The 22,075-nt window shown below is 68.8% G+C and carries 18 protein-coding genes; 5 read left to right on the top strand and 13 right to left on the bottom strand.

Going from position 1 to position 22,075, the window contains the following annotated elements:
• Positions 1-84 precede the first annotated feature (84 nt).
• From D7Y04_RS30975 to D7Y04_RS30960, 4 genes are all read right to left on the bottom strand, one after another.
• Positions 85-852, bottom strand: a complete 768-nt coding sequence (locus tag D7Y04_RS30975; protein WP_120574971.1) for a hypothetical protein — start codon at positions 850-852, stop codon at positions 85-87.
• Between the two features lie 45 nt (positions 853-897).
• Positions 898-2,481 (bottom strand): hypothetical protein, encoded by a 1,584-nt coding sequence (locus D7Y04_RS30970; RefSeq protein WP_121761614.1) that lies wholly within the window; start codon positions 2,479-2,481, stop codon positions 898-900.
• Positions 2,482-2,582: 101 nt separating this feature from the next.
• Complete coding sequence (locus D7Y04_RS30965; RefSeq protein ID WP_120594198.1) at positions 2,583-4,055, bottom strand: MFS transporter; 1,473 nt, start codon at positions 4,053-4,055, stop codon at positions 2,583-2,585.
• An 83-nt stretch (positions 4,056-4,138) separates the two neighbouring features.
• Positions 4,139-4,819, bottom strand: coding sequence for an NUDIX hydrolase (locus D7Y04_RS30960; protein ID WP_120594197.1), 681 nt, complete (start codon positions 4,817-4,819; stop codon positions 4,139-4,141).
• Positions 4,820-4,949: 130 nt separating this feature from the next.
• Between D7Y04_RS30960 and D7Y04_RS30955 the strand changes: the two genes are divergently transcribed.
• The 3 genes from D7Y04_RS30955 to D7Y04_RS30945 all read left to right on the top strand — a co-directional run bounded on the left by D7Y04_RS30955 (position 4,950) and on the right by D7Y04_RS30945 (position 10,962).
• The gene (locus D7Y04_RS30955; RefSeq protein WP_120594196.1) at positions 4,950-7,346 is read left to right on the top strand and encodes a bifunctional UDP-sugar hydrolase/5'-nucleotidase; all 2,397 of its coding nucleotides are present in this window, start codon (positions 4,950-4,952) and stop codon (positions 7,344-7,346) included.
• On the top strand, positions 7,346-9,328 hold the full coding sequence (locus D7Y04_RS30950) for a hypothetical protein (protein WP_121761613.1): 1,983 nt from the start codon (positions 7,346-7,348) through the stop codon (positions 9,326-9,328). Before D7Y04_RS30955 ends, D7Y04_RS30950 begins: the two co-directional genes overlap by 1 nt.
• Positions 9,329-9,429: 101 nt before the next feature.
• Positions 9,430-10,962, top strand: coding sequence for a hypothetical protein (locus D7Y04_RS30945; protein WP_171806355.1), 1,533 nt, complete (start codon positions 9,430-9,432; stop codon positions 10,960-10,962).
• A gap of 66 nt (positions 10,963-11,028) precedes the next feature.
• On the opposite strand, the gene D7Y04_RS30940 is transcribed toward D7Y04_RS30945, so the two are convergent.
• The 7 genes from D7Y04_RS30940 to D7Y04_RS30910 all read right to left on the bottom strand — a co-directional run bounded on the left by D7Y04_RS30940 (position 11,029) and on the right by D7Y04_RS30910 (position 18,982).
• Positions 11,029-12,867 carry a GspE/PulE family protein gene (locus D7Y04_RS30940; protein ID WP_121761612.1) on the bottom strand — a complete coding sequence of 613 codons (1,839 nt, stop codon included), beginning with the start codon at positions 12,865-12,867 and terminating at the stop codon, positions 11,029-11,031.
• Positions 12,864-14,621: an MYXO-CTERM sorting domain-containing protein gene (locus tag D7Y04_RS30935; RefSeq protein ID WP_120594192.1), complete on the bottom strand. Its 1,758-nt coding sequence runs from the start codon at positions 14,619-14,621 to the stop codon at positions 12,864-12,866. The genes D7Y04_RS30940 and D7Y04_RS30935 overlap by 4 nt, the downstream gene beginning before the upstream one ends.
• A 73-nt stretch (positions 14,622-14,694) precedes the next feature.
• Complete coding sequence (locus tag D7Y04_RS30930) at positions 14,695-15,456, bottom strand: uroporphyrinogen-III synthase (RefSeq protein ID WP_121761611.1); 762 nt, start codon at positions 15,454-15,456, stop codon at positions 14,695-14,697.
• A gap of 11 nt (positions 15,457-15,467) precedes the next feature.
• Positions 15,468-16,409: a hydroxymethylbilane synthase gene (gene hemC / locus D7Y04_RS30925; RefSeq protein WP_120594190.1), complete on the bottom strand. Its 942-nt coding sequence runs from the start codon at positions 16,407-16,409 to the stop codon at positions 15,468-15,470.
• A complete protein-coding gene (gene hemA, locus D7Y04_RS30920; protein ID WP_121761610.1) occupies positions 16,406-17,749 on the bottom strand; it encodes a glutamyl-tRNA reductase in 1,344 nt (447 codons plus the stop codon). The genes hemC and hemA overlap by 4 nt, the downstream gene beginning before the upstream one ends.
• Positions 17,750-17,751: 2 nt before the next feature.
• Positions 17,752-18,564, bottom strand: a complete 813-nt coding sequence (locus D7Y04_RS30915) for an inner membrane protein YpjD (RefSeq protein WP_120594188.1) — start codon at positions 18,562-18,564, stop codon at positions 17,752-17,754.
• A gap of 55 nt (positions 18,565-18,619) precedes the next feature.
• On the bottom strand, positions 18,620-18,982 hold the full coding sequence (locus D7Y04_RS30910) for a hypothetical protein (protein ID WP_120574933.1): 363 nt from the start codon (positions 18,980-18,982) through the stop codon (positions 18,620-18,622).
• A 176-nt stretch (positions 18,983-19,158) separates the two neighbouring features.
• On the opposite strand from D7Y04_RS30910, the gene trxA reads away from it, so the two are divergent.
• Together trxA and D7Y04_RS30900 are read left to right on the top strand one after the other, a co-directional pair.
• Positions 19,159-19,485, top strand: coding sequence for a thioredoxin (gene trxA / locus D7Y04_RS30905; protein WP_120599953.1), 327 nt, complete (start codon positions 19,159-19,161; stop codon positions 19,483-19,485).
• 438 nt (positions 19,486-19,923) lie between these two features.
• Positions 19,924-20,265, top strand: coding sequence for a hypothetical protein (locus tag D7Y04_RS30900; RefSeq protein ID WP_120599954.1), 342 nt, complete (start codon positions 19,924-19,926; stop codon positions 20,263-20,265).
• Positions 20,266-20,281: 16 nt separating this feature from the next.
• Here D7Y04_RS30900 and D7Y04_RS30895 read toward each other — a convergent pair whose 3' ends face one another.
• Complete coding sequence (locus tag D7Y04_RS30895; protein WP_121761609.1) at positions 20,282-20,923, bottom strand: PilZ domain-containing protein; 642 nt, start codon at positions 20,921-20,923, stop codon at positions 20,282-20,284.
• A gap of 18 nt (positions 20,924-20,941) precedes the next feature.
• On the bottom strand, positions 20,942-22,069 hold the full coding sequence (gene rodA, locus D7Y04_RS30890; protein ID WP_169825988.1) for a rod shape-determining protein RodA: 1,128 nt from the start codon (positions 22,067-22,069) through the stop codon (positions 20,942-20,944).
• Positions 22,070-22,075: the final 6 nt, after the last annotated feature.

Below are 22,075 nucleotides of genomic sequence, written 5' to 3'. Positions count from 1 at the left end.
GGCGGCGAACGCCGTGCGCCTCTTAGCGCGCGGCCAAGGGACTTCCAAAGCCTTTCAGAAACCGTCGTCCACCATGCCTTTCTTTCAGGCGCGGTGCGTCACGTCCTCCATGGAGAAATGTGGCACCGACACGATGCCATCCTTCAATTCCACGACCCGTCCCGAGTGGTCCGTGGCCAGGTGGATGACCGTCGCCTCCGGGAAGCGGTGACGGTAGTCATTGGCGTGCGTGGGTTCATTGTCGAACGCCGCCACCACGGTGCCCATGCGGCCCAGGCGCGCGTGCGCCTCGCGCTTGAAGGCGTCGTCGTTCTCCGCGAGCGTGGGCTTCATGACCAGGTGCACGCGCCCGTCCGCGCCAGGGGGCGTCACCATTCCGCAGCGCGCGAGGCATGACACGGTGCCTTCACGCATCGCTTCATGGCGGCCCGTCAGGTAGACGACCTGCGCGCCCGTGGCGGCCACCGCCTGCGTGAAGGCGGCCGCGCCGTCAATCGCCTCGTCGGAGACGCAGTAGGCGCTGGTGAAGAAGCGCTCCTGCCAGAAGGCGCGCGCGTCCGCGTAGCGCTGCTCCACCTCCGCGTCCTCCATGCCGCACGCGCGCATGGCGGCGCGCATGTCCCAGCCGGTGTCCCAGTGCCGCGGCTCGCACACGGAGAGCAGGCTCAGGGACCGAGCGTCACCGTACTCGCGCAGGATGCGCGCCTGGCGGGGCCGGTTGTCGAAGAGGGTGGAGTCCAGGTCGAACGCCAGGACGGCCTGCGGGCCTAGCGAGCGGGCCTTCTCCAGGATGCTTTGGAGCGTGTCGCGCCAGTCCGGCCGCACGCGCTGCTTGAGATCTTCAAATGCCATGGACGCCGGAAGATACATGCCCCCGGCGCGAGGCTGGCCATCAAATCACGCGCCCTGGCGCAACGCGGCCGGCCGGATGGGCAGCGACCCCGCGGGCTCCGAGGCCTCCACCCGAGCCTCTGGGGCCCGGGCGAAGTTCTGCATGCGCTGGATGCCGTTGCGATCCAACACCAGGCGGACCAGCTGCGCGGATTCATGACGCACACCGTCCTCCATCACCGTGAAGCGGAAGACCAGGTCCACCGGGTAGCGCTTCGCGCCGCGGATGTGGCCCACGGAGAAGTCCTCCAGGTCCACGTACTCCAGCGCGAACTCCGGCTCGTCCATGTCGCGCAGGAAGCGCCCCACGTTCAGCCGGAGGATGTCCGTGACGCCCGTGAGGCCGCGCTCGGAGCGGGGCAGCAGGCGCGCGTCCAGCACGATGCGCTTCTGGTAGCGGATCACCGCTTCCGACAGCTCGCCCTGGGACACGGTGAGGAAGTCATCCTGCAGCCGCAGCGACGACACCGCCTTCGGCACCTTCACCGCCGCGCCGTAGTCCACGCGCTCCTCGCAGATGCCGATGGCGCGCGCCGTGACGGGGTCCACCAGGTCCGTGGTGCGGTCGTACAGGTGCGTGGCGGCCACGCGGCTGAACATGCGCCGCAGGCCTTCCTTGATGCGGTCCTTCATCATGTAGCCGACCACGGCCACCAGGAAGAAGTTGAGGCTCACCTGCGTGAAGCGGACCTGCGCCCAGAGCGCCACCGACGTGGCGAAGGCCATGGCCACGCCCGCCGCGATGGCGAACAGCACCTCTTCCCAGCCCTGCCGCCGCTGACGACGGCGCGAGGACAGGAAGAGCACGTTCATGCAGAACTTCTTCAGGAAGCCCAGCCGCTGCATGTACTCCTCGTTGTCCCCGGTGGGGCTCAACACGGAGCGCAGCCGGTGCTCCTTGCGATAGGACTCCTCGCGCAGCACCGCCTCCATCAACCCCTTGCGCAAGGGCAGCCACGGCCCCGTACGCGGCAGCGCGTCCATGTCCGCCACCGCGCGGCGGAAGAACTGCTCCACCAGCAGGCTCACGTACTCGTCCACCAGCCGCAGGGACGCGCGCGTCTTCTCCTGGAGCTTCGCCTCACCGGTGGCGCGCAGCCACGCCCGGAAGCGCTCCAGCACCACGGGCACTGACTCCCCCGCCTGCCGCACCACCATCTCCAGGTCCACCCTCCCCGCCTCGCCCGTCTTGGCGTCACAGCGCGTCTCCACCGTGGTGGCGAACCTGCGCAGCGCGCCGCGCAGCACGCACGAGAAGAGCTTCGCCTGGTAGACGACGTCCGACTCCGGAGCCAGGCCAATGCGCTGCCACGCCTCCAGCTTCACCAGCGGCGAGCCCTCCGAGGACAGGAGCTCCCCCAGCCCCATCACCGGCGTCTTGAAGCGCACGTAGTTGTGGATGTCCGCGTAGAAGTCCGCGCGAGGGTACGTCTCCGCGTCGATGTTCAGACTCGACGGCAGGAAGAGGTAGGCCTCCACCAGGTAGCGCGTCTCATCCGCGCCCGTGGGCTGGTACTCGAGCTTGATCTCGAACTGCTTGCGATCGTGGACGTCGAATCGGCTGTGGAGCGCTTCAGGTGCCTGGGACACAGACTCCAGTCTATGTCACAGGGCTGTCACACGGGAGTCACCCTCACTTCGGGGCAGTAGAGCGTCCGGGGGGGTACACCGGACGCCCTTCCGCTGGAGCCTCAACCGTTGGTGCCCGTACGAGAAGAAGACGCGCCCGGCACGGCGCCCGGGACGACGTCGCCCACCGGCAGCGGAGCGGCCTTGGGCTGGGGCTTCGCGTTCCACACCCGCGTCGCCAGCACCAGGCCCACGACGGCCAGCGGCAGCATGGCCAGGGGCCAGGGCTTCCAGTTGGCGGGGTCCTTCATGGCGTCGCCAGTGGGCAGGATGGCCCCGTAGACGAGCGCGTGGATGGCCGTGCCCGCGTACACCGCGCCGTCGATGATGCCCACCACGATGCCCGCGTTCTTCTTGCCGCCGAAGTCCATGGTGGCCGTGCCGGACAGCATGCCGTGCACGCCGATGACGCACAGGGACATGAACACCACGGACCAGCCGGCGCCCGGCGTCCCCAGCAGGAACACCGCGCCGACGGCGCCCAGGAGCAGGCCCCCGTAGAGCACCGCGGACACGGGGCCCCGGCGCGAGTCGAAGATGCGGTCGCTGATGACGCCCGCGAACATGCCGCCCAGGATGCCGGCGACGCACGACAGCATGCCCCAGTTGGAGGCAACGAAGCCGCCGGACTCCCCAATGGCCTTGGCGTACTTGGGGAACCACTGCATCACCGCGTTGCGCAGGAAGCCGCTGCAGAACTCCACGCCCAGGATGATGAGGATGACGCGGTTGCTCAAGAGCTTGCCGAACATCTGCGGCACGGTGAGCGCCGGGCCCGTCTCCCCGCTGGACGCGTCCGCCGTGTCGAAGTCCGGGTGGCCCGTCTGCGACGGCGTGTCGCGGATGACGAAGAAGTCCAGCACCAGGAAGGACAGGAGCAGCGCCGCGGGCACGAAGAACACCCACCACACCGGCGCCGCGTCCGCGATGAAGCGGCACCAGTCGAACGCGAAGTACAGGCCCAGTGAGATGAGGATGCCGAACACGCCGCCCAGCTGGCCGCGCTCGCGCACGTGGAACCACGACGCGTTCACCTTGACGATGGAGACCGCGCCAAAGCTCTGGAAGTACATGTTCACGCTGTAGAGGAACGCGAGCCACGCGACGACGCCGCCCGGCGGGGCCCAGCCGTTCTTCAGCACCGCGTACACCAGACCGCCCATGGCGATGTTCGCCACCGCGCTGCCGCCCGCGGACAGCAGGATGGTGAAGCGGCCGCCCAGCTTGTCCGTCAGCGGGCCATTGATGAGGAAGGCCGCGCCGTAGGTCAGCGTCCCCCAGAAGAAGATGGTGGCGAAGTCCGCGTTGGACGTCTGCGCGCCCATGGCGCTGGTCGCCACGTTGACGTTGTAGCGCCCCATGTAGAGGAACGCGTACGTCAGGCCCAGCGGGAACCAGTTGAAGAAGCGGCGGCGGCGGAACGCATCGGTGTGCCCCAGCTCCACCTTCGGCAGCCGTGAGAGCACCAGGCCAATGGCCCCGAGCAGGATGACGATGGGGAGCAGCTGGGCCAGCCACGGGGGCAGCGACGACATGCGACGAACCTCGCCTGCAGGAGGAAACGGAACGGGGCAGCACCCTACCCCGTCCGTCGTCACCCCGGAAACAGCAAGCGGCGTCAGGAAAGCCGGGCGAGCAGCCGCGTGAGGGACACCTCCGTCTTCGCGTCCGCGATGTCACCCCGACGGCACGCGTCCAGCACCGCGTTCAACGGCCGCCACTGAAGGTGGATGCCCTCCTCCAATGGAGAGCCGTCTCCCTCCACCTCGCCCTGCGCCACGCCGGTGACGTCCACCGCGGCCGGGAAGACCTTCTCCGACAGGATGCCCGGCGCCAGGAAGAACGCGCCGCCCAACAGCTGGATGTCCTCCGGTCGCACCGTGTAGCCCGCCTCCTCCTTCACTTCTTCCGCCGCGCGGCGGCGAAGCCCCTCCTCACCTTTGTCAGCGGGCTCCAGCAGGCCCGCGACGATTTCCTCCACGCGCAGATGGCTCACCGTGTCAGGCACGGTCATGGACGCGGTCTGCTCGCGGCGGAAGTACGCCGCCGGGCGCAGGTTCATCCGCGTCAGGACTTCCAGGTTTCCATCCGACGCACGGCGGTAGATGAGCACCGACACCGCGTCCAACCGGGGCCGGTCCACCACATCCACCCGGTACACCGGAGACGACGAGCCATCCGCGCGCCGGTTGCGGCAGCGCAGCCGACGCACTCGGAGGAAACCCTCGTCACAACGCGCCGTGGCGGAGAAATCCTCGATGATCTCGATGTCAGTTACATTGGAACTGCTGGGACGCATGTCTGCCTGCTCTCCTGGTGTCCTGGTAGGTGGAGGTGCCACGGTGGCGTTGCTTGCCCGTGCACCCTTGATCCCGTAGGTTGCGCCGTCCTCAAGTCGTCACTCTCTACGAATCACGGATCCGCCACGAATGTGTCGCGCACTGCTCGGCCTCTTCTGCGCCTGCGCCCTGGCCCTCGCCTCGTGCATGCCTGTGCTGGAAGGCCAGGATTACCACCTCGAAGGTCAGGAGGTGCGGCTTACCCTCCTCCATACCTCTGACATCCACTCGCGGCTCGTCCCGTACGACTTCACGCCGCTGAAGACGGACCAGGACCTGGAGCTCATCCCGGAGGCCGGTCCCTTTGGCGGTGCCACGCGCATCGGGTCCATCCTCAAGCGCGAGCGCGCGAAGGGCGACCGCGTCCTGCACCTGGACTCTGGAGACTGCTTCCAGGGCGCGCCCATCTTCAACGTGAACACGGGCGAGGCGGAGTTCCGCTTCCTCTCCGAGACCCGCCTGGACGCCGCCGTGGTGGGCAACCACGAGTTCGACGCGGGCGCCCTCAACTTCGTCCAGAAGGCGCGCAACTTCGCCAACTTCCCGCTGCTGGCCGCCAACTACTTCTGGGACGACCCGAAGACGACCGGCACCAACGGCGCCTCCATGGTGACCAACCCCTACACCATCCGGACGGTGAAGGGCCTGCGGGTGGGCGTCATCGGCATGGCGAACATCTCCTCGCTCAACTCCATCGTGGAGGGCGGCAACAGCCTCCAGGTGACGCCGCTGGAGCAGAACGAGGCCGCGCGCGCCTATGTGGAGCTGCTGCGCCCGGTGACGGACCTGATTGTCATCGTCAGCCACCTGGGCCTCACCGAGGACCAGGATCTCATCCAGGGCTACGAGGGCTACTATGAGTACGGCCGCGCGAAGCCCTTCATCAACCGCTCGCACGACGCGTGGAAGGTGCTGGAGTGGTTCGGGCCGGAAGGCAACGACAAGTCGGTGGTGCGCGTGCACATCGCGGGCGTCACCGGCATGGACGTGATTCTGGGCGGCCACCTGCACGTGGTGCTCAACCCGCCGCAGCTGGTGACGGACCCCTCCGGCCGCAAGGTCGTGCTGTCGCACTCGGGCGCGTTCGCCAAGTACGTGGGCCGCCTGGAGCTGGTCGTGAAGATGCCCAACCAGCTGGGCGAGGGCGAGGGCGCCGAGGTCGTCAGCCAGGACTACCACGCGTTCCCGGTGGACGGCCTCTGGTGCAACGAGGCGATGCGCAAGTACCGCTTCGACGACAACATCTTCTGGGACCCGGGCGAGTTCATCAACGCGCCGGGCGTGCGCGAGGCCATCGCCGAGTGCGGCCGTCAGGAGGACGCGCAGGTGACGGACCTGCTCATCCCGTACCTGCTGGGCATGGACGTGAAGCTGCAGCTCACCTCCATCTTCTCCTACGCCCCCCTGGACGTGCAGCGGCGCAACAACTCCAACGGCGGTGACTCGCCGCTGGGCAACATCGCCGCGGACTCCATGCGCAAGCGCAATCGCGTGGAGGCGGAGATGGCGCTCACCAACTCCCTGGGCATCCGCGACAACCTCTACGCGGGCGTGGTGACGCAGGAGGCGATGTTCAACGTGTTCCCCTTCGAGAACACCATCAACATCATGTACCTGTCCGGCGCGGAGATGCAGGAGATGTTCGACTTCGTCACCGAGCGCTCCGCGGAGCGCGGGTGCGTGAGCCAGGCGCAGGTCTCCGGCGCCCGCTTCACCATGGACTGCGCCCAGGTGCAGCTCAACGACCTGCGCGTCGCGTGCACCCCGGCCACGGTGGCCACCGCCTGCCCCCAGGAGAACCGCGAGGGCCACGCGCCCTGGCAGTGCCTGGAGGACACCGCGGGTTCGCGCTGCTGGGCGCACCCGGGCATCAACATCGAGATCAACGGCAGGCCGCTGGACACCAACGGCACGTACAAGGTCGCGGTGAACGACTACATCGCCAAGGGCGGCTCCGGCTTCACGGTGCTCAAGCGCAACACCACGCGCATCGAGACGGGCATCAGCCTGCGCGACTCGCTCATCGGCTACATGCAGGGCTTCTGCAACTGCGACGACCTGCTCAACGGCCGGGAGACGTCCAGCAACGGCACGCGCTGCGGCTCGCTGGTCAACGGCGCGTGGACGGTGGACGAGAAGACGCTGAACTCCTGCAAGGTGTCCAAGGCCTTCGAGGAAGGGCTCGACAAGACCGTGGGCAGCTGCTCGTGCCGGGACCTGCTCAAGGTGACCGACAACGCCCAGGAGCAGCCGGCGGCCATGGCCCGGTGCGGCCTGGCGGACACGACGAAGCAGGCTGCGCTGGAGCAGTGCGCGCTGCCGCAAGGCCCCTACACCGGCCGCTGCACCTGCCGGGACCTGCTGACGGGGAACAACCCCACGTGCGGCACCGTGACGAGCCAGCTGCGTTCATTCTGTGAGAAGCCCACAGCCATGCCCATCGCGAGCGCCATCGAGGATGGCCGCATCGGGCGGAGGGTGAAGTAATGAAGCGACTCTTCCTGCTGTCCACGCTGGCCCTGGCGGCCGGCTGCTACACGAAGGAGTCCGAGGAGCCCACCGGACTCACGTCCTTCCGCGTGGAGGTGATGAGCATCACCACCGGGGGCTCCGCCGCGACGCTGCTGCCGGTGGTGAACGCCTGCGCCGGGAAGTACGGCAACGACCAGGCCGCGGTGCCGCCCGAGGTGCGTGGCACCACGGACTGCCCCTACACCCTGCCCCGGTCGGACGTGGACATCGGTCTGTCCATCACCGCGCTGGACGGCACCGGTGGGGAGATGACGACCTTCAACGGGCCGGTGTCGTTCCGGGTCATCCCGGGCGACCTCACCGGTGAGTACGGCCAGCGCTGGACGCAGCTCACCAACGGCAAGGGCACCGGCACCGTGCGCGTGGCCCACCTGTACGGCGAGACGCACGTCTGGGTGCAGGACCAGGACCTGGAGCTGGTGTACGCGGACGGCGGCGTCGTGGGCGACCTGTCCCAGCTGCCCCAGGAGCCGGCCACGCGCACCCTCGCGACGGGCCTGTCCCAGGGCATCCGGTTCGAGGAGCCCGCCCTCGCCACCATCAACCTGCCCGAGGGCGGCTCGGAGACGAGCGTCTTCATCAAGCAGTTCATGCGCGTGGGCCGCAACCCGGAGTCTGGCGAGCCGCTGACGCAGAACTGCGACCCGTCCGACCCCAACAACGGCCAGCAGATGATGCTGCTGGTGACGGGCACGGACTCCAGCGGCTTCTACGTCACGGACATGACGGCCTGCCGCGTGCTGGAGAAGAGCGTCACGGGCGCGAACGTCCAGACCGCGGAGCCGGATGGCTTCAACCCGGGCCGCTTCAACAGCATCTACATCTACAACTACTCCTTCCCGGAAGGCCTGGACTCCGGCGACCTGCTCTGGACGCTGTCCGGTACGGTGGCGGAGTTCACCAACACCACGCAGATGAGCTTCCCCGCCTGGACGCTGCGGGAGAACGTGCGCCTGCTGCCGCAGGACCAGTGGAACAAGTACCTGGACCGGGTGCCGCCCGTGGAGATCAACGGCCGGCTGTGCGGCTACAGCGGCTCGCCGTACCTGGACGACATCCTCTGCGGCTACAGCTACAAGAACTACAAGATGGAGAGCCTGGAGTCGTCGCTGGTGAAGCTGCGCCGGGTGAAGTTCCCCAAGGTGTTCCGCAACTGCGACGCCAACGGCAACAACGACATGCCCATGTTCTGCCCGGTGGGCAGCAGCGCGTCGCGCACCTGGCAGAACTGCTTCGAGGAGCCGCCGGATGATCCGGACCTCCCGGAGCGCCAGTGCGTCATCGACTGCACGCTGGGCATTGGCGAGTACGCCGGCACCATCTGCGCGGAGAAGACGACGTACACGAGCTTCGGTCAGTTCGTGGTGGAGATGAACGCCACCGGTCCCGCGTCCATGGGCATGGACGAGTCCGTCCCCAACCGCATCATGAACGTCAACGTGGGCACCACGCCCGTGCGGCCGGACAAGTCGCTGCCCCAGGGCTACCGGATGAACATCATCTGCACCCAGCCTGTGCACGCGCGCTTCGGCCCGGTGAGCGTGACGGCGGACCAGACGGACACGCTCATCGCGGCCAACACCCGCTTCGAGTACACCCTGAAGGGCTCCGAGGTGACGGTCGCGCTGGTGCGCGACGCCGCCGCCACGGCCAACGCCGCGTGCAAGGTCGCTCCGGACACGCGCTCGCGCATCAGCCTGCAGATCAAGGACGCGGTGCCGGACCTCAACCCGGACTGCAACGAGAACGACGCCGACGCGGCGAAGGCGCTCCAGTGCAAGCAGCTGCGCGCGGCCACCTTCGACGTCGTGGGTCACCTGAAGCACGTGGGTCCGGCGCGTCCGCGCTGGAACGTCCTGCCGAGAGACCAGGACGACCTGTGCTGCTACCCCGGGCCCGGGATGGAGTGCCCGAAGCCCATCAAGCCGTGCCCGTAGTCGCCATTCACTTTTGATTTGAGCAGTCGCATTGCGCGCCCCGGCGGTAAGCCGGGGCGCTGGGAGGAGCGGTCTCCCCCGGACCGCTTCCTGGAGGGAATTTGAAAACGTTGCAGACGCTGGCCCTGGCGGGCCTGACAACCCTTTCCGCGCCCGCTTGGGCCGGGGACTTCGTGGACACCCGTTTGTCGTTCGTCTTCGCGGACGACAACGTGCTGGCGGGCGCGGGAGAAACCACTCCCAACAGCCCGAACGCGCGCTTTGGCGCGGGCAACCAGAACACGCAGTTCTACGACAACTTCAACACCCGGTTCTCCGGCTTCGAGTCCCTGTCGAACGTCGTGCTCTACAAGCGCATGCCGGCGTTCTTCGAGGGCCTCACGACGGAGGCGGCCCTCACGCTGCTGGTGCTGGAGCGCCCGTCTGGCGGTGTCGACATCCTCGACAACTCCAGCTACGTGCGCCTGAACTACCAGCCGATGGGCTGGGGTGAGAAGGAAGGCATCTCGCTCACCGGCTTCCCGGTGTCCGCGGACCGCTTCCGTCTGGGCTACGCGTACCGCATCTCCTGGGGCGGCAGCTCCATCTTCACCAACCGCGCGTCCGCGGCGGGTGTGCCGGGCGCCAAGTTCCAGGTGACGCGCGACCGCTGGTACGCGTACGTGGGCGGCAAGACGGCGCTGGTGCTCAACGACCTCATCCTGGAGCAGGAGACGCTCTACGGCGTGATGGCCGGCGCGGGCTGGGACATCCTGGAGACGCTGCGCGTGGAGGCCGGCGGCGGCTACTTCCAGAAGGGCATCGTCCCGGGTCTGGCGAACCAGTCCATCGAGGCGGGCGTCAACTCGGCCGGCGTGTCCGGGCAGGTCGTCTACCACGTGGGCGTGCCGGTGGGCACGAGCGTGGACTTCCGGCTCTACAAGAACGACCCGGAAATCTACCAGCGCTTCTTCGCGCCGGAGACGTACCCGGGTGGCCTGTCGTACTCCTTGTCGCTGGAGGGCAGCTACCTCACGCAGACCCTGCAGGACCCGGACAAGTTCGGCGCCACCAAGCCCCAGGGGGCCGTGGCGCTCGCCTTCCAGGGCCGCGCGAAGCTGAACCGGTTCCGCTTCAACGCGCTGGCGCTGGTGCGCAGCCTGTCCTTCATCCAGTTCGACGTGCCGGGCTTCCCCCCGTTCCAGGACTTCCCCACGGGCACGGTCCTGAAGCCTGAAGTCTTCGGCGCGCTGGGCGTGGACTACAACATCGAGAAGCTGCACCTGACGCCGGGCTTCATCATCGGCGCGCAGCAGCCGGCGTCCTTCCGCAGCCCGGTTCCGCTCGTGGGCGGCAGCAACCCGCCCCCCAGCCTCACCGGGACGCGCACGGTCGTGGTGCGTGACGCCAACCAGCTGAGCATCCTGCCCAGCACCTGCGGTGGCACCAGCGCCTGCGAGGCGGAGCTCATCTGGTCCGCGAAGGCCACCTTCCGGTGGGACCTGTCTGAGACGGTCGCGGCCGTGGGTGAGGTCTACTACACGTACGACACCAACCGGACCACGTTCGAGGACGACGTGACGGGCATCGCGCAGCCGAACTTCGAGAAGCCGCACGCGCTGGGCTTCAACACGCTGCTGCAGGCGCGCTTCTAGGCCGCCCTGCCCTCTTCGGGCAGCTTCGCGGGGCCCGCCGTGCTTCACGGCGGGCCCTTCGTGTTTCTAGAAGGCGGACGTCATCCGCACCACCTCGTCGAAGGCGGTGAGGCCCTGCGCCAGCTTGCGCACGGCGGCCTCGCGCAGCGTGCGCATGCCACTGCGGCGAGCCGCCTGCACCAGGTGCTCGTAGGGGGCCTCGCGGGCGATGAGCTCACGCACCTCCCGGTTCGTGGAGACGATTTCGAAGACGCCGGTGCGGCCGGAGAAGCCGGTGCCTCGGCAGCGCACGCACCCCGCGCCCTTGGACAGCTTCACGCCGCCGGGCAACAGCGGCAGCGGCGCATCGAGTGCCAGGAGTTCGTCCGGCGTGAGCACCGCATCCTCCGCGCAGTGCACGCAGACGCGGCGCAGGAGGCGCTGGGCCATGACCCCCAGCAGGCTCTGAGCGAGGAGGAAGGCCGGCACGCCCAGGTCCTTCATGCGCGCCACCGCGCCCAGCGCGTCGTTGGTGTGCAGCGTGGAGAGCACCAGGTGGCCGGTGAGCGCGGCTTGAATCGCGTTCTCCGCCGTCTCCGCGTCGCGGATTTCGCCCACCATGATGACGTCCGGGTCCTGGCGCAGGATGTGGCGCAGCGCCCCCGCGAAATCCAGGCCCACCTTGGGCTGCACCTGCACCTGGTTGAAGGTGTCCCACACCATTTCGATGGGGTCTTCAATCGTGGTGACGTTGACGTCCGGCCCCGCCACCGCCTTGAGCGCGGAGTAGAGCGTCGTCGTCTTGCCGCTGCCCGTGGGGCCCGTCACCAGGATGAGTCCGTGGGGTTGATCAATCCACGACTCGAAGTGTCCCTTCTCATCCGGGTCGAAACCCAGCTGGGCGATGTCCTGCACCAGCGTCTCCGGGTCGAAGATACGGATGACCACCTTCTCGCCGAAGGCGGTGGGCAGCGTGGAGACGCGGAGCTCCACCTCGCGGCCGTCGCGCTCCGTCTTGATGCGGCCGTCCTGGGGGCGGCGCTTCTCTGAGATGTCGATGCGCGACAGCATCTTCACGCGCGACACGATGGGCGGGTGAACCTGCGCGGGCAGCGTGTAGACGGGGTGCAGCACACCGTCGATGCGCAGGCGCACCACGGCGGTGGCCCGCTTCGGTTCGATGTGGATATCCGACGCGCGATTGTCGAACGCGTAGCGCAGCAGGTAGTCCACCGCCTGCACCACCGGCCGGTCGGACGCCTCCAGCTCCTGGGTGCCGCTGAGCGACACCAGCTGCTCGAAGTTGGCGATCTGCGCGTTCGAGCCACTGAAGTCGTCCGCGGCCTGGGCCAGCGTCTTCTTGAAGCCGTAGATGTCCGCGATGGAGCGGAGGATGTCCGTCTTCGCGGACAGCACGGGCTCCACCGGCTCGCCGGTGAGCCGGTGGAAGGACTCGAAGAGTTCGCGGTCGAAGGGGTTGGCCACCGCCACGCGCAGCCGCCCCTGTTCGGTGCGCTCCAGGGGCAGCAGCACGTGCTTCTGCGCGTAGGGCCGGGACACCGTGCGGGTGGCCAGCGCCATGTCCATCTTCAGCGGATCCAGCTTCCGGTAGGCCAGGCCCGCGGCGCGCGCGGCGGCCTCCGTGACGCGGTCCTCATCCAGCACGCCCCGTCCCCCCGGCGCCGGAATCTGGAAGGCCGCGACCAGCTCCACGGGCGACACGTCATAGCGGGCCGCGTCCTTGCCCGTTCCGCCCTGCGCCTTGATGACGCGGGCTCTCGCGGCGGGCTCGCGCGCCAGCACCTCCTGCGCCTGCTGTGGTGTCAGCAGGCGCTGGGCGACCAGGGCCTCCAGGACGAAGCCGAGGGTGAAATCCGTGGCGCCGCGCGAGGGGCCGCTGCTTCCGGGGGAAACCGCCTGGGTCACACGTTCCTCCTTCTGCGGGTGGCCAGGAGCAACACCCCAAGCCCCACGAGGAATGCCGCGGAGGAGGGGCCGCTCTGGCAGCCGCAACCGCCGGGGTCGTTCGTCGAGCCGCCCGCGCCGCCGTCCAACGGCGGGGGCGGCGGCGTGCCACCGTCACTGCACAGGGTGCAGGTGCCGCCGTCCGTCTTCACGTACGGGTCGTAGCACTGGCCGCCATTGCCGCAATACAGGCCGTTGGGGCAGTCCTGGTTGGTGCGGCAGGGGGCGATGCAGGCGGTCCCCTCCTGGAACGGCACGCACTGGAGCGGCGAGGAGCAGGTGCCCGTGCCGCAGTCGCGGAAGCAGAAGCGGTCCTCGCCAGTGCCCGCCGAGCGGCAGGTGCTGCCGGGGCTGCACGTGCAGGCGGCCACCGAGCACGGCTCCGCGCATACGCCCTGCGGGTTGCCGTTGAGCTTCAGGCACTGCTGGTTGAAGCCGCACTCCGAATCCTGGAGGCACGGGTCGCCGACGCTGCGCGTGCCCGTCAGCTGCTGCACGCAGGCGTGGTCGCACGAGCGGCAGGCGTAGTTGGAGCCGCAGTCGTTGTTGGTGGAGCAGTCGGCGACGCACACGTCGCCACCGCCGTTGGGCAGCGTGTTGCAGGTATAGCCGTCACGACAGTCACCCTTGCCCGGGCGGCAGTTCTTCAGACAGCGCTTGCCCACGGAGCCCACGGATGAGCACGTGGAGCCGGTGGGGCAGTCCGCGTTGGCGACGCAGGACTCCGTGCAGTAGCCGTCCTTCCAGGCCGGGAAGGCGGGGGTCTTGTCCGCGTCCGTGAGGCAGCGCGAATCCGCCGCGCCGCACGAAGAGGCGCTGGCGCAGGGGTTGCCCACCTTGGTGCCCGTGCCAATCGCCTCCGGCAGACAGGCGAACTGCGAGCCGGCGATGAGCGTGGACGCGCGGCACTGGTAGGGGTCCGGGCAGGCCCCGGGCGCACCGGACGGGCACGCCTTGGAGCAGATCTTCATCGAGTTGCCGCTGGTGGTGGACTGGGTCGTGACACAGGTGAGCCCCGCGGAGCACGCGGTGGTGTCACAGGGCGAGCCCACCGCTCCCGTCTGCGGGTAGCGCTGGCAGAACGCGCCCCGGTCATAGGACGACAGGGTGCGCCGCTGCACCCCCGTCTCCTGCGCGAAGTACATCACCGAGTCCGGGTACTCATACGTGCTGCCCAGGCCCAGGCAGTGGCCCACCTCGCGCATCACCGCCGTCTGGATGTCCATGAAGCCCACGGGCGTGGGGGTGAACGAGGTGAACTTGTAGCGCACGGCGTTGAGGAAGATGTCGCACTGGTAGACGTTGCCGCCGTGGCTCAGCGGCACCGCGACGGACACGCTCGTCTCGTTGAGCACGTCCTTGTACTGGGTGCTGAGCGGGTCGGTGACCCAGATGGCGGCGACGCTGAAGCCGTCCAGCCGGTCGTTCACGTCCGGGATGGGGACGATGGTGGAGCGGCCCTTGTACGTGAAGGCGGGCCACGCGCAGTCCACGTCCTGCCAGGCCTGGAAGGACTTCTTCACCGCGTCTTCCACCAGCGAGATGTCATTGCCCGCCGGCTGGTTGTTGCGCGCGTCCACGTAGTACGGGAACGGGTCCTGGCTGTTGTTGAGCACCCAGTGGTCCAGGAACTGGTAGCCCCCCTGGGCCTGCGCCGTCGTGGCCAGCGCCAGCAGTCCAAGGAGGAAGACACTCCGCTGCGTCCCACGCATCATCACCCGCACCTCGTCACGTCACGTCCGCACGGGGCGCTCCGACTGGGCGCCCGGACGTCACCGGGCGCGCAGTCTACCCGTGAACGGCGCGAACGGTGGCATCCACCAGCGCTTCGGGCGTGGGACGCTCGGCCACGGCCGCCACGGGGATGCCCAGCTGAGTCAGCGCGGTCGCCGTGGTGGGGCCAATGGCCACCACCTTCGCGGAGGCCAGCGGCTCACGGCCCACCCCCTCCACGAAGGCCTCCGCGGTGCGCGGCGAGGCGAAGAGCACCACCTGGGGCGGGGACGCGGCCAGTTGGGCGAGCGCCTCCGGGTCGACGGCGGCTGGCGTGCTCCGGTAGGCCGTCACGCGGGTGACACGCACGCCCAGGTCGCGCAGGCCGTCCTCCAGCTCCCGCCGCCCCTCCTCCGCCGCGGGCAGGAGCACGTCGTCATCCGGCCCCAGCACGTCGCGCAGGGCGGTGAAGAGCGCCGCGCCGGTGCCCTCGTGGGGTTCGGCCTCCACCTTCAGGCCAAAGCCCTCCACGGCCCTCGCGGTGCGCGGCCCCACGGCGGCCAGCTTCACGCGGGACAGCCGGTCCAACGTGCCCGCGAGCCGCAGGGCCTCCAGGAAGGCCTCCACGGCGGAGGGGCTGGCGAACACCACCCAGTGGTAGCGCTGCACGTGCTCGGCGGCGGACGCGAGCGGGCGCGGGTCCTCCGGCGGATGCAGCTCCAACAACGGCAGGCTGAGGACCTCCGCGCCCTCGTCCTCCAGGAGGAAGCACAGCTCCTCTGCCCGCTCACGGGGGCGCGTCACCAAGATTCGGATGCCATCCAGTCGCCGGTCCACGGGCCGGCACTCTAGGCGCGGGACGCGTCTTCGCGGCGGCCGAAATCGCGCAGGATGTCTCCCGCCCCGCGCGAAAGGAGCTCGTCCGCGAGCGATTCGCCCAGTCGCTCCGCTTCCGGTATGGGGCCCTTCACCTCGCCCCGCACCACCAGCGAACCGTCCGGCCGGCCCACCAGACCGCGCAGGTACACCTGGCCGTCCTCCACCGTGGCGTGGCCGGCGAGCGGCACGGTGCAGCCGCCCTCCAGCTTCGCCAGGAAGGCGCGCTCGGCCCGCACGGCGTTGCGAGTGAGGGCGTCCTCCAGGGGGGCAAGCAGCGCACGCACGTCCGCGTCCGCCTCGCGGCACTGGATGGCCAGCACACCCTGCCCCACCGCCGGCAGGCTCTCCGCCACCGGCACCACCTGGGTGATGTGGTGGTCCAATCCCAGGCGCTTGAGTCCCGCCGCCGCGAGCATCGCGCCCGCGAGCTGCAAATCACGCGTCTTCTGCAGGCGCGTCTGCACGTTGCCGCGCAGGGAGACGATCTCCAGGTCCGGCCGGCGCGCGCGCAGGATGCAGCTGCGGCGCAGCGACGACGTGCCCACCTTCGCGCCCGCGGGCAGCATCGCCAGCGTGTGCCCATCCGGGCTGCAGAATGCGTCGCGCGGGTCCTCGCGCGCCGGCACCGCCGCCAGGATGAGCCCTTCCGGGAACACCGACGTCATGTCCTTGAGGCTGTGCACCGCCACGTCCGCGCGACCGTCGAGCAGGGCCTGCTCAATCTCCTTCACGAACAGGCCCTTGCCGCCCACCGCGGATAGCGGCGCGGACAGGAAGCGGTCGCCCTCGGTGGTCATCTTCACCAGGGTGACCTCCAGGCCGGGGTTGCGCTCGGTGAGGAGCGAGGCCACGTGATTCGCCTGCCACAGCGCCAGCGGGCTCTCCCGCGTCGCGATGCGCACCGTCTTCATCGCCGGCTCCCGGTGGCCACCACGGTGTTGCGCGCCTCCTGCTGCGGGGGTGCGGCGGATTCCTCCGGAGCGATGGCGGCGGCCTCCGCCTCCGTGAGGCCGAACAGCTCCGCGGCGGCGCCCGCCAGCCGGTTGCCCTCACCCTGCGGACCCACGGCGCGCAGGCGCGCGGTGGGCTCATGCAACAGCTTGTTCACGATGGCTCGCCCCATGGCCTCGATGCTCTTCTTCTGCTTGTCGGTGAGGCCGTCGCCCAGGCCCAGCAGCGTGCGCTCCACCTCCGCGCGGGCAATGGCTTCCGCGCGCTGACGCAGGCGCGCCAGCACGGGCATGCCGTCGCGCAGCGCGCGCTCCCGGGCGAAGCGCGCCACCTCCTGCGCCACCAGCCCGCCCGCCTTGTGCGCCTCTTCCGCGCGCGCGGCGGTGTTGTCCGCGACGAACTTCTGGATGTCATCCACGTCGTACGCGTGCACCCAGTCCAGCGTCCCCACCGCCGGGTCGATGTCTCGCGGCACCGCCAGGTCCACCATGAACAGCGGCCGTCCCTTGCGAGCCTTCCCCAGCGCGCCGACATTTTCGCGCGTGAAGATGGGCACCGGCGACGCGGTGCTCGTCACCACCACGTCCGCGGCGCCGAGCAGCGCGAAGAGCTCCTCGTAGGGCTTCGCCACACCGCCCACCTCCGCCACCAGCGCCTCCGCGCGGGCGAGCGTGCGGTTGGTCACGATGAGCTTCCCGGCGCCCGCGTTCTTCAAATGCCGCGCCGCCAGCTCACCCATCTCTCCCGCGCCCACCACCAGCACGGTCTTGTCCTTGAGCCCGTCGAACACCTTGCTCGCCAGCTGCACGGCCGCGGACGCCATGGACGTCGCCGCGCGACCCACCGCCGTCTCCGTGCGCACGCGCTTGGCGCATCCGAACGCCGCCGCGCACGCACGCGTCAACTCACCGCGCACCGCGCCCGCGCCTTGACCGCGCTCGAAGGCGTCCTTCACCTGCCCCAGAATCTGCGCCTCGCCCAGCACCATGGAGTCCAGGCTGGACGCCACGCGGAACAGGTGCACGAGCGCCGCCTCGCCCTGGTGCTCGTACAGGTGCTCCAGCGCCTCCGCGCCGCCCAGCGAGTGCAGCGTCTCCCGCGCGCGCTCCCGCGCCAGCTCCGCGCTGGGGGCCGCCAGGTACACCTCCACGCGATTGCACGTGGACACCCAGAGCGCCTCCACGGGCGATTGCGCCAGCCGCTGCAACACTTCCGTCTGCCGGGCTTCAGGCAATGCCAGCCGCTCGCGGACGCCCAGGGGCGCGGTGCGGTGTGACACGCCGATACAGATGAATTCCATGGCTACGGCATCCCCGGGCCAGCGGCGGACAGATCGTAGGACGACAGGAAGGAGACCAGCACCAGGCAGAAGCCGGCCATGGTGAGCAGCGCCACCCGCCGGCCACGCCAGCCGGCGAAGATGCGCGCGTTGACGAGCGCGGCGAACACGCCCCAGGCGACGAACGTCGCCACGTGCTTGGCTTCAAGCGCCCAGGTGAGCCCCCTCAACGTGGTGGTGAACAGGGCGCCGGTCGCCAGCGTGAGCGACAGCGCGATGAACCCCCACAGCACGAGCCGACGGTTGAGCGTGTCCAGGAACTCCAGGGACGGCAGCCGGGAGAAGAGCAGCCCGAAGTGCTTGGCCTTCACCTCCCGCTCCATCAGCAGGTACATGACCCCCACCCCTGCCGCCACGCCGAAGGCCGTCATGCCCAGCAGCGCGATGGTGACATGCACCGGCAACAGCGGCTGGCGCACCGCGTCCGGCAGCGGCGTGGACCCGCCGTGCAACAGCATTCCGATGAGCAGCACCGCCACCGCCAGCGGAGTGAGGAACGCGCCAATGACGGGCTTGCGGTAGCGCACATCCAGCGCCAGGAAGAGCGCCAGCAGCAGGAAGGCGAAGGTGGACATGCCCTGCGCGGGACCCACCAACCGGCCCCCCTGCGCGCTCAGAAGACCCATGAGCGCAACGCAATGCATCAGCAGCCCCGTCCCCACCAGCACCCGGCCGGTGACGGCGAGCACCTGGGACTGGCGGACCAGGAAGGCGAGGTAGACGAGCGCGGCCAGGCCGTAGGCGTGGCAGGCGAGCGAGACGAGCGTATGGCTCATGGCGGCAGGCTCATAACCCCGGCCGAGGAGGCATTCAGTCCTGCCTCAGCCCGTTTTACATTTTATTGAGAATGAAGGCCGCCAGCAGGTCGGTCTCCGAATTGGGCTTGCGCTCGGGTGCGGGCGCCCCCACCTCCGCGACATAACCCGGAACGACTTCGTACGCGGAGTCCCCGACCAGGATGGAGTCGGCCATCTGTTCGGCGCCCAGCCGGCCGAGCTGCTCCTCGGTCTTCACCCGGGATACCAGTTGGTGCGTGTCCTCCCCGGACACGAGCTGCACCACGTGGACAGCGGGTGTGAGCGGCCAGGTGCTCCCACCCTCGGCGGCGACCACCAGGCGGCCTTCGCGCAGGTCTGCTTTGTCCTCCAGCGCCCACTCCTCGAGCTGGGCCTGGGACAGGAAGAGCTTCGTCACGCCCCCCAGACTACACCACCCTCATGTCCGGCGGGCCTGGAAATGGGGTGCAACCTCCGGCCAGATGCGGCATCCGTTCCACCGGAAGCGGCCCGGCCTTCCCGCCCCCCCGTGGCACCCGCCGGACGCGAAGCTCAGGACGTATCCTACTCAAGCAGTAGACACGAGGTGACGACATGGCTGGCGACGTGATCAACATCAGTGATTCGGACTTCCAGAAGCAGGTCCTGGATTCTCAACAACCCGTGCTCGTGGACTTCTGGGCCACCTGGTGCGCGCCCTGCCGCGCCATCGCGCCCTCCGTGGAGGCGCTGTCCGCCCAGTACAAGGGCCAGGTGACGTTCGCGAAGATGGACATCGACGCGAACCAGGACACGCCCCAGCAGTTTGGCATCCGCTCCATCCCCACCCTGTTGCTCTTCAAGGGCGGCGTCGTCGTGGAGCAGATTGTCGGCGCGGTGCCGAAGTCGCGCATCGAGGACGCGATCAAGAAGAGTCTCTAAGCGCGTGTGTTCCCGGTGACGGGCCCGCGCTTCGCGGCCGTCTCCTTCGTCCCCTCCCACCCTCGGCGCCGCTGGCTCTCACCGCCAGACTCCGCGCCCGGTGAGAGGGGACGCTGCGTCTGGGCTCCCAACCAGACACCCTGGCGTGACATGCCTGGCGGTTCGATATGTCTGTAGAAAGACAACTCACCGCGACGGTAAGGGCTTTCACGTACCGGGTGCAGGTTGCCCCCTGACGCAGACATTTCTCTGCCCTTGAGACAAACGCCCGACAGGGACGGCTGGACGATCCTCCCGTCGTGTTTTGTTCAACAGACATTGAAATTGCATTACGAGTCAAACACGACCCCAACATGTCTTGTTGACAGAGTTCGCCACAACAGACAGAAGTCGCGAGTACACGCCTGTCTTGATTGGCGAGTTTCTACAGGAGTTTTCATGGCACGCCTTCGCAAAGAATTGACCTCGCAAGCACCGCTGACCCCTGCCCTGACGTCGTGGGCGGAGGCCCTGGGTGATGCCATCGGCCGCGGCATGCTGCGCGCGCTGAACACGGGAATGCCGAGCATGGGCGCCGTCGCGCCGTCGCCGGGCAATGGCGCGGTGATGGCGGGTCGCCGCCGCGGCCGTCCCCCCAAGACGGTGGCGGGCGGGCCGGTGCCCATGGACCGCCGCTGCACGGTGAGTGGTTGCACCCGCGAGCAGCGCTCCAAGGGTCTGTGTTCCGCGCACTACCAGGCCGAACGCCGCAGGCAGATCGCCACCGGCAAGCCCGCCTGAACCCCGGACCGGGGCCCTACTCGCCGCGCCAGGGGTCTCCGGGCGTGGTGGCCTTGAGCAGCTCCCAGGCCGCCATCACGTCGATGACCCGCTCCAGCTCATTGGGCAGGGAGCGGGCGCGCTGGGACTTGAGGTAGTCCTCGGTGAAGGCCCTCAGGCGCATGCCCAGGAAGAGCCGGGCGAGCGCCACCTCCGTCTGACCTGAGAAGTCCAGGAAGCGCAGGGCGAACCCGCTGCGGCCCTCCTCCTCCGGGCCACGCTCCTCCCGCACAATCTCCGCGCGAGCCTCCACGGGGGCGGCCCCCTCCTCCAGCGCGAAGCGCGCGCGCACCACCGAGCCCATGGGCAGGAAGAAGGTGCTCGCGAGGAAGGCACCGCTGACGCTCACGTTCACGGACGTGAGCCCGGCGGAGAAGCGCCGGCCGCCCGCGTCATCCTCCATCCAGAGGTCGAAGTGCGTGGCCAGCTGCGCGCGCGGGAAGTGCCGGTGCTCCGGCTCCCCCTGGTTCATTTCGATGCGGGGCACCGCGCCGGGCAGGGGCACGTTGCGTGAAGCGCCCACCGGCGGAACCAACGGCCGGGGTGTCTGCGTGTCCTCCGGCCCGCGAACCGCCGTGCCGGCCTTCGCCGTCGTCACACCCTTCCTCTGCACCACCATCGGAAGCCTCCGCGGCCGTCAGAACATGTGACGGCGCATGCTGATGTTCACCAGCAGCCCGATGCACAACATCACCGACAGCATCGAGGAGCCGCCGTAGCTCATGAGGGGCAGCGTGATGCCCGTCACCGGCAACAGGCCAATGACCATGCCGATGTTTTCGAACACCTGCCAGAAAAGTGTGGCCACCACCCCCACCGCAACGAACGCTCCAAAACGGTCTCGTGCACTGAATCCCACGCCCAGCCCGAGAATGAAGATGCCGCCGTAGAGCACGAGCAACAGGAGACAAGAGAAGAAGCCGTGCTCCTCGGCCCACACGGAGAAGATGAAATCCGTGTGCTGTTCCGGCAGGAAGCGCAGACCTGTCTGGGTTCCCTCACGCCAGCCCTTGCCGGTGAGACCCCCGGAGCCCACGGCAATCTTGGATTGCGCGGCGTGATAGCCGCTGCCGCGCAGGTCCGCTTCCGGGTCCAACCACCCGGAGATGCGCTGGCTCTGGTGTTTCTTGAGGTAGTGGCGCACGACGGTGCTGCGAGGTTCAGGCATCTCCCGGACGTAGTCGTTCCAGATGATGAGGCCGCCCACCAGCACGCCCGCCACGATGGTGGCGGCCAGGTACCAGCGCACCTTGCCGAAGAGGATGACGGTCCCGGAGGACAGGAAGATCATCAGCGCGGTGCCCAGGTCCGGCTGCACCAGCACCAGCGTGAAGGGCACCATCACCACCAGCACCGGCTTCCACAGCCGCACGATGCCGTAGGACGGCTGATTGGGCTGGAAGTCGTCGTGGTAGACCTTGGCCAGCATCAGCACGACGCCAATCTTCATGAACTCGGCGGGCTGAAGGCGGAACGGGCCAATGACGAACCAGCTCTCCGCGCCCTTGGCCGTATGCCCCACCAGCCGCAACGCCAGCAGCGCCAGGATGTTGAGCACGTAGATGGGGAAGGCCATCCGCTGAATCCAGCGGTAGTCCACCAGGCACACCATCAGCACCGCGCCCAGGCCCACGCCCAGGTAGAGCGCCTGGCTGGTCCACACCGGCGCCATGGGGGGCCGGGACGCGGACGCCAGGTTCCAGATGCCCAGCGCGCACACGCCCAGCACGCACACGACGAGCCCCCACGGCACGTGGGGCATCATCCGGCG

The sequence above is a fragment of the Corallococcus sp. AB038B genome (assembly GCF_003668955.1).
GTDB lineage: Bacteria > Myxococcota > Myxococcia > Myxococcales > Myxococcaceae > Corallococcus > Corallococcus exiguus.
The sequence above is the reverse complement of the archived record's forward strand: the minus strand, read 5'-3'. Positions and strand labels throughout refer to the sequence as shown.